This window comes from Yaniella sp., from assembly GCF_030453185.1.
Taxonomy (GTDB): domain Bacteria; phylum Actinomycetota; class Actinomycetes; order Actinomycetales; family Micrococcaceae; genus Yaniella.
The window spans coordinates 1-7,032 of record NZ_JAKDKW010000100.1 but is presented as its reverse complement, the minus strand read 5'-3'; the positions used below and the strand labels follow the sequence as shown (position 1 = coordinate 7,032).

The 7,032-nt window shown below is 56.5% G+C and carries 12 protein-coding genes; 4 read left to right on the top strand and 8 right to left on the bottom strand.

Annotated elements, in window-relative coordinates:
- The coding region (locus tag L0H14_RS11320) for a PASTA domain-containing protein (protein WP_301421868.1) at positions 1-804 on the top strand (804 nt) is incomplete at its 5' end.
- Positions 805-808: 4 nt separating this feature from the next.
- Here the strand turns inward: L0H14_RS11320 and L0H14_RS11315 are convergent.
- The 3 genes from L0H14_RS11315 to L0H14_RS11305 are packed head-to-tail and all read right to left on the bottom strand — an operon-like array spanning position 809 to position 2,894.
- Positions 809-1,906 (bottom strand): Atu2307/SP_0267 family LLM class monooxygenase, encoded by a 1,098-nt coding sequence (locus tag L0H14_RS11315; protein ID WP_301421866.1) that lies wholly within the window; start codon positions 1,904-1,906, stop codon positions 809-811.
- Between the two features lie 47 nt (positions 1,907-1,953).
- Positions 1,954-2,115: a hypothetical protein gene (locus L0H14_RS11310; RefSeq protein ID WP_301419714.1), complete on the bottom strand. Its 162-nt coding sequence runs from the start codon at positions 2,113-2,115 to the stop codon at positions 1,954-1,956.
- Complete coding sequence (locus tag L0H14_RS11305) at positions 2,115-2,894, bottom strand: class E sortase (RefSeq protein ID WP_301419713.1); 780 nt, start codon at positions 2,892-2,894, stop codon at positions 2,115-2,117. The genes L0H14_RS11310 and L0H14_RS11305 overlap by 1 nt, the downstream gene beginning before the upstream one ends.
- Positions 2,895-2,989: 95 nt before the next feature.
- On the opposite strand from L0H14_RS11305, the gene L0H14_RS11300 reads away from it, so the two are divergent.
- Complete coding sequence (locus L0H14_RS11300; protein WP_301419712.1) at positions 2,990-3,259, top strand: cell division protein CrgA; 270 nt, start codon at positions 2,990-2,992, stop codon at positions 3,257-3,259.
- Between the two features lie 209 nt (positions 3,260-3,468).
- Here L0H14_RS11300 and L0H14_RS11295 read toward each other — a convergent pair whose 3' ends face one another.
- Both L0H14_RS11295 and L0H14_RS11290 read right to left on the bottom strand, forming a co-directional pair.
- Positions 3,469-4,275 carry a rhomboid family intramembrane serine protease gene (locus L0H14_RS11295; RefSeq protein WP_301419710.1) on the bottom strand — a complete coding sequence of 269 codons (807 nt, stop codon included), beginning with the start codon at positions 4,273-4,275 and terminating at the stop codon, positions 3,469-3,471.
- A 184-nt stretch (positions 4,276-4,459) separates the two neighbouring features.
- Positions 4,460-4,990, bottom strand: a complete 531-nt coding sequence (locus L0H14_RS11290; protein ID WP_301421861.1) for a peptidylprolyl isomerase — start codon at positions 4,988-4,990, stop codon at positions 4,460-4,462.
- 170 nt (positions 4,991-5,160) lie between these two features.
- Here L0H14_RS11290 and L0H14_RS11285 point away from each other — a divergent pair, with 170 nt between their 5' ends.
- Positions 5,161-5,715: a hypothetical protein gene (locus L0H14_RS11285; protein ID WP_301419708.1), complete on the top strand. Its 555-nt coding sequence runs from the start codon at positions 5,161-5,163 to the stop codon at positions 5,713-5,715.
- Between the two features lie 68 nt (positions 5,716-5,783).
- On the opposite strand, the gene L0H14_RS11280 is transcribed toward L0H14_RS11285, so the two are convergent.
- Together L0H14_RS11280 and L0H14_RS11275 are read right to left on the bottom strand one after the other, a co-directional pair.
- Positions 5,784-5,981 carry a helix-turn-helix domain-containing protein gene (locus L0H14_RS11280; RefSeq protein ID WP_301419706.1) on the bottom strand — a complete coding sequence of 66 codons (198 nt, stop codon included), beginning with the start codon at positions 5,979-5,981 and terminating at the stop codon, positions 5,784-5,786.
- 307 nt (positions 5,982-6,288) lie between these two features.
- Positions 6,289-6,615, bottom strand: a complete 327-nt coding sequence (locus L0H14_RS11275) for a hypothetical protein (RefSeq protein WP_301421869.1) — start codon at positions 6,613-6,615, stop codon at positions 6,289-6,291.
- Here L0H14_RS11275 and L0H14_RS11270 point away from each other — a divergent pair.
- A complete protein-coding gene (locus tag L0H14_RS11270) occupies positions 6,552-6,695 on the top strand; it encodes a CGNR zinc finger domain-containing protein (RefSeq protein ID WP_301421858.1) in 144 nt (47 codons plus the stop codon). The two genes, L0H14_RS11275 and L0H14_RS11270, sit on opposite strands and share 64 nt — an antisense overlap.
- 66 nt (positions 6,696-6,761) lie before the next feature.
- On the opposite strand, the gene L0H14_RS11265 is transcribed toward L0H14_RS11270, so the two are convergent.
- The coding region (locus L0H14_RS11265) for a response regulator (protein WP_367618775.1) at positions 6,762-7,032 on the bottom strand (271 nt) is incomplete at its 5' end.

The window sequence follows — 7,032 nt, the reverse complement described above, 5'->3', positions numbered from 1 at the left end:
GGCTGGTGGTTCTGGAATGAGGCCGAACAGCAGCGCATCGAAGAAAACCAGGTACAAGTTCCCGACGTATCTGGTATGCCCGAAACCGACGCACAAAACGCGTTAACCACCGCTGGGCTGCGGCCAATTTTAGAATACGAACACAATGACGACGTCGACCGTGACCGGGCGATCGGTACCGATCCGGCATCCGAGACGACCATGCAGCGCTACGACGAGGTCACGCTCAACATTTCGCTGGGGCCCGATCAAGTCGACATCCCCGACTCCTTGCAAGGCGCTTCGGAAGCGACCGTGCGTGACACCTTGGAAGAACTGGGGCTGACTGTTTCGGACGTTTCTTACGTCAACTCCCCCACCATCCCGCGAGACCGGCTCGTGGACACCAACCCCGCACTGGGCTCAACGGTTGCCTATGGTTCGACCGTTGCTTTGAAAATGTCATCGGGCGAGGTTGAAGTTCCCAATGTCGTGGGCATGACACAGCAGGAAGCTGAAAACACATTAACAGCCGATGCACTTGGACTCAGCGTTGACATTAATCTTGTGACCAATGATGGCAGCATGACAGCAGGTCAAGTTGTCGACCAGGACGTTGAGCCTGGTGAAACCGCATCACAGGGACAGCTGATCAGTCTTGACGTCGCACGTGAGGAAGAAGAGCCCTCTGGCGACCCCAGCGAGAGCGAATCGCCGAGCGAGAGTGACTCACCAAGCGAAAGCGAATCGCCATCCGAGGAAGAATCTAGCGATGACCCTTCAGAAGATGAGTCCAGCGACGAACCGTCAGAAGACGAAAGCTAACTGATTAGGAATCCGCGAGCATATCTAGCACCATCGGTTTGACCTTCGTGCCGTAAAGCTCGATCGATTCCATCATGAACTCGTGCGGTAGCCGACCGTTACCGTACTTCATGCCAAACCGGGTGGCACCGATCGCACGAATGCTGTCGGCAATTTTGCGAGCTACCGTTTCGGGCGAGCCCAAGTGCAGTGCACCGTGGCGAATTTCCTGAGCGAACTGATCGGGTGAAGGCTGTGGCCAGCCGCGTTCACGCGCCATGTTGGACATTGCGTGGTGCCAGTACGGGTAGTACCGTTCCATCGCTTCCTCATCGGTGTTTGCCACGAAACCGTGGGAGTGCACGGCAATCCGGCGCGGGTCGAAACCATTGGCTTCAATGTGTTTACGGTACAGCTCTGCAAACGGTGCGAAGCGCTGGGCGGCCCCGCCAATAATGGCCAGTTCCAATCCCATGCCGTACTTGGCGGCCCGGATAGCTGAGTTTGGCGAACCCCCAACGGCAACCCAGGTGGGGAGTCCGTGTTCGTGCGCCGTTTTTGGGAAAATCGAATAATCTTCGAGTGCAGCACGCTGAGTACCGGACCAGGTCACGGGTTCTTCGCGGCGGATGTGGTCGAAGAGTTCAAGTTTTTCTTCGAACAGGATCTCGTAGTCGGCCAGGTCGTAACCGAACAGCGGAAATGATTCGATAAAGCTGCCGCGGCCCAGGGACACTTCGGCGCGGCCCGATGCAATGCCATCGAGTGTGGCGAAGCGCTGATGCACGCGCACCGGGTCATCGGAGGACAACACGGTGACAGCGGAGATCAGTTTGATGCGCTCAGTTCGGGCGCCGATGCCGGTTAGGACGACGTCGGGCGCTGAGATGGCGTAGTCGGGTCGATGATGCTCACCGATGCCGATGACATCAATGCCGACCTCATCTGCCAGGACACCTTCGGCTACGACATTGCGTAACACTTCAGGGTAGGACAGCACGCGGGTGCCCTCGACATCCTGGGTAAGGTCCCCGAAGGTATGGAGTCCGAATTCCACGACACCTTCATCCAGTGAGGCGGCGTGGTGGTTGGATGGATTTGGGGTGGGCGCAAAATTGGTCATATCTGTGACAACCAGCCGCACAACAAATACATTCCTTCAAATCTGAACTAGTCGACGTCCATAGTCGCATCGGAGAAGAAACCGAATTCGGCGACCCATGGATACACGTATTCCATGAGCACGAACACCACGGCGGCCAGCCCAACGAGTGTCAGAATCCAGCGGAACCAGGTGGGCCCGGGCAGCAGATGGAAGAGCCAAGCGTACATTATGCCTCCTCGAAGAGCTGGTCAGGTACAGCGCCAGCGATTTCGTCCGGTGCGCCATCACCGAGCGGCACAAATTCTACAAGTTCAGCATGGGTGATCATGCGCTCCAGCACGGTGTAGGGCGGGTGACACGTGGTGAGGGTAAGCCACTGCCCCTCGGGCTCAGTCGCGGTCGGATCCATGGGCTTCGGCGCGAGTACTTCCACGTCGGTTGGCTGCACAATGTGTACCTGGCGGGTTTCATATACCCACCAGCCGTTGGCGGTTTGGAGATACATGCGATCACCGTCTTGTAGCTGATCCATGTCCCACAGCACGGCACCGTAGGTTTGGCGGTGACCAGCTAAGGCCAAGTTGCCGTCTTCTCCCGGTCGCGGCGAGGACTCATAGCGGCCCAGTACCGCCGAATCGATTTCGTCCCCGGTCCCATCGAGGACGGGCACCGAATAATCCGGCCCAAATCGTGGGACGTAGAGCATGCCCCACGGGTCGCCGGTGGTCACCTCGTCGGGCACCGAGGGGTCGGGGCCCGAACCGTCAAAACCGGCTTCGTGCTGAGCTTCGAAGGTATCAGCCATGGCGTCCCGGTGAGCCTGCGCCTCACGGTTGGCTCCTAGATTAGTCCAGTACAGCTCCCACACCACGAACAGCAGCACAAACAGCCCGGCAGTGATGAGTAGTTCGCCGGTCACGCCGAGAAAAGTCGGGCGGGGAGGACGGCGCTTCTCGGTTGCGCGGCGCCGCCTCCGCGTTGGCAGCCGGGAACCGGTATGTGACATGTTGGATCCTTGATCTCAAGATACGCTGCGGCACCCAATCAGTGCACGTAGAATACTGTCAGTAGTATACGCACCTATGTTGAACAGGACACGCATTGGCATCATCGAAGAAGCGCCGCAACAAGAACACCGAAATCTCGGAACTGGACGCGGAGATCATGGCGGCTGACGACCAGCCCGCCCCACTTCCAACCTGGTACAAGGCCGTCATGTTCGGGCTGCTGATCGTTGGCCTGCTGTGGATTATGGTGTTCTACCTTGCTCCGGGCGGTCAGTTGCCTATTCCAGGAATTGGCGGCTGGAACATTATTGCCGGATTCGGCTTAGCGATGGTCGGATTCATTATGATGACGCGCTGGCGGTAAGTTTCCCACAACCTACCCACAGAAAATGAGAGTTACACACATGTAATTCTCCACATTGTGGATGAACCTGTGGAGAACTCTGGGGATAACCCGCGGGGCAGCGACGATTTCCAGAGTTATCCACAAAAACTGTGGACAACTATGTGGATTACCTGTGGGTAAGATTGTGAATTACTAGCTGAGCTTCTTCGCCCACAGGTCACCACGGTTTATCGCGCTAGCAGCGACTCTGTATCAATCAGCAATGCGCCAACCACGGTCAGTGCAACGAGCACTATCGCGACGATGACCAGCCCGCCCCACGTTCTGCGATTCAGGCTTTTGCGCGTTTCTGGAGTGGTAGCCCTGTCTCTCTGCTTCCGGTCGGCTATCAGCGCCGGTACCGAAGCACCCAGCCCTGTCAAGAAACCACCGAGGTGGCCCTGCCACGAAATGCCGGCACCCAGAAATGAGAAGGCAAAGTTGATGACGATCAGAATGGTGATGCCGCGGGTATCGGCACCCATGCGTCGTCCGATCATCCACAGGGCCGCAAAGAGTCCGTAGACCGCTCCGGATGCTCCCACAACAGCCGACTCAGGTGCGGCCAAAAAGAGCACCGCCACTGCGCCACCGAAGGCGGACAGTACATAGATGGCCACAAATTTCGCGGCGCCGAGGAATTGTTCGATCTGGCGGCCGATCATCCACAACACTGCCATGTTCAGCACGAGGTGGATCGGTGAGCCCATCGAATGCACGAGGGCGGACGTCAGCATGCGCCAGGGTTCAAAGTCGAGCCAAGGCACGAATTCGTGGAGTTCCAGTGCCGCTTGCGAAGTGTGCAGCGGGGAATACAGGAAGAGGTTATAGACGTCTGGGAAGCCCGGAATCAGCTGGCCGACCCACTGCAATCCATACACTAGCGTGGTGAGGCCAATAATAATATAGGTGGCCAGGGGAACGGCCCGCCCGTGGCGGTCAGTAAATTTGGGAGCCCGTTGCTCACGGGGCAGTGCACGTTGATGTTCACGCACACAGTCAACGCAGAGCACGCCGACCTGGGATGGCCGCTGGCACTCACCGCATACCGGGCGGTTGCAGCGTTGACAACGCACATATGTCACCCGGTCCGGGTGCCGAGGACACACCGGCTGTTCTGCCGAAGGATCTTGATAGGCACCAAATGATGGACCGGATGACATTGTGTGAGGTAGTTCCTTAGAGTTCGGTAATTTCGATGGTCTCGACGACGACGTCGTTGACCGGCTTATCCTGCGGGCCGGTTGGCACGGTGTTGAGCTCGTCAACAATCTTGCGGGAGTCAGCGTCGAAGACTTCACCGAAGATGGTGTGACGGTTCTGTAGCCACGGAGTTGGCACCGAGGTGATGAAGAACTGTGAGCCGTTGGTGCCCGGGCCGGCATTGGCCATCGCGAGCTTATATGGTTCATTGAAGTCGAGTTCCGGGTGGAATTCGTCTTCGAACTCGTAGCCTGGTCCGCCAATACCGCGACCCAGTGGGTCGCCACCCTGGATCATGAAGTCAGCGATGATGCGGTGGAAAATGGTGCCGTCGTACATAGCGACACCGTTCTTCTTTTCACCGGACGCTGGATCAGTCCATTCCTGAGTTCCGGTTGCCAGGCCAACAAAGTTGTTGACGGTTTTAGGGGCGTGGTTGCCGAAGAGTTCGACGACGACGTCGCCGCGGTTGGTTTTGATAACTGCTTTATGTGTAGCGATACTCATGAGGGTTATTCTTCCATCATCCGTGTCGATCGCACAGTCTTGAGTCAGTGCGAGTCAGGATTCATTCGCCCGTGGCCTAAAGAGTTCCAACGCGTGGGGCTCAAATCATGGCGAGACATCGCTGGGCAGCGTACTCTAGAATGTAGTCATTCCCTACTCTGGAGGTACATATGCTCGGACGCTCCAAGTCCAAAACACCAACGCTGACAGACACAGTCTCTGATGCTGCAGAGCACGTTCGGCACTGGGCAGAAGACGTTTGGCAGGATTCCGCCGATCGCGCCGCTCCAGTCGTTGACGCTGCGTCCAAGAAAATTTCGGAAGCCGCACATAAAGTCGGCGATGCCGCGAACAACTTCCAGCACAAAGTTCAAGACGATTACCTGCCCACCGCTGCAGGTCAGTTGGCTCCTGTCGCTGCCGGTAGTGCGAAGGCAATCAAAGCAGCCGACCTGCCTGACTTCGTCAACAACTCGATCACACGGGTTACCGGCAACAAGAAGTCCGCTCGTCGCCTGCAGAAAGCTGCGGCGAACTGGGCCAAGGATGCCGAGAAGCAGCTGAAAAAACAGTCCAAGAAAAACAAGAAGTCCGGTCGCGGACTGCTTGTCGTTGGCATTACCGTTGCCGCTGCCGGTGCAGCTTACGCCGTCTGGCGTCTGTCGCAGCCGGTTGAGGATCCGTGGACAAATCCCACGCCACAGCCGCTAACCAGCGCTGAATAATACGCATAAAAAATCCCGGCCTGGAGTTCAAAAGCTCTCCAGGCCGGGATTTTTTTTGTGTTCAGAACTTAGTCTTTTTCAAGCTCGTCGGTGGTGGCTGCGCCACCGGTACGCACCCACTCATCCACTTCAGAGGCCTTGAATTTCCAGAGGCGGCCAATCTTATGAGCCGGCATGGAGCGGTCATTAATCCAACCATAAATGGTGTGCTTCGTGACTCCAAGGTGTTCAGCGATATCGTCAGCGGACATCCAGGCTTCAATCATGATGGCTCCTCGAGCTATAGGTAAGCATGCTTATCTATTATATTAGCTCAACAAACCTCGCGAGTATAGTCTTACCCACATGAGTGAATACGCCACAACATGACAATCAGCTAGTTTGCATACTTGAAAACTACACAGAAGTGGCACCAACGGCATGAGAACACTACGGGCTTCAAGTAATATGATGTGCCCGAGCCCTATAATATGCGATTTTTCCTACATCATGAGTAAACGATTACTTTCATATGCGAGGTGCGCTGACGGCGTCGTCGGGCAGGGGCAAGGCCAGCCACGAACCTCGCAACGACTAGCTCGTTACTGGAACACCGGCCTGATAGTGCTGTGCGATCAGCTCAAGGGTCCGCACGTGCACCGCACGGGATGAACCCATGGTCACCAACATGATTTCATCCACCTGGGTTTGCTCATAGAGTCGGTCCAGCGCCGCGGCAACGTCGGCACCACTTCCATTTACGAAGCGCTGCGTATAGACATCGAGGATTTGGCTCTCATTGAGTGTAGCCGGGTAATTTTCAACCTCTTCTGGTGGCAACAGGCTGTCGTTTTTATGTGCGCACGCATGCTCGGCGTCGTTGGTGTTCGACTCGTTGCGGAGACCGAGTTCGGGCGGCACGCGCATACGCCCGGAAACAGAAGAAACTGCCCGGGCATGCAGAAGACTCCGTGGATAGTATCACTGACTCGGCCGAGTGACGAAGCACCGGCGCTGGTGATCCTTCGATACAGGAAAACAAGCCATCGGGTGACTAAAAAGCGACCTCAGTGGGGAATGATGAGTCGTGGACGAGGGCCTTCCAGACGTGCCACCGCAACCTTCACCTCGGTCAGTTCCGTCTGTACCCCGTTAATCCGTTCATCAATTCTGTCGAACTTTTGATCCACCCTGTCGAAGCGCTCATCGACCTTCTCAAATCGAGCATTGATACTGACCTCAGCCTGAGCGAATTGCTCATCCACCTTGGCGAACTTCTCATCCATACGCCGGATCATCCACGCGAAACCAGCAAAAAACATACCACCGAGAGTAATC

Coding starts and splice junctions, on each gene's coding strand:
- L0H14_RS11315 (WP_301421866.1), bottom strand. CDS start 1,906: ATGACCAATTTTGCGCCCACCCCAAATCCATCCAACCACCACGCCGCC.
- L0H14_RS11310 (WP_301419714.1), bottom strand. CDS start 2,115: ATGTACGCTTGGCTCTTCCATCTGCTGCCCGGGCCCACCTGGTTCCGC.
- L0H14_RS11305 (WP_301419713.1), bottom strand. CDS start 2,894: ATGTCACATACCGGTTCCCGGCTGCCAACGCGGAGGCGGCGCCGCGCA.
- L0H14_RS11290 (WP_301421861.1), bottom strand. CDS start 4,990: ATGAGTATCGCTACACATAAAGCAGTTATCAAAACCAACCGCGGCGAC.
- L0H14_RS11285 (WP_301419708.1), top strand. CDS start 5,161: ATGCTCGGACGCTCCAAGTCCAAAACACCAACGCTGACAGACACAGTC.
- L0H14_RS11280 (WP_301419706.1), bottom strand. CDS start 5,981: ATGATTGAAGCCTGGATGTCCGCTGACGATATCGCTGAACACCTTGGA.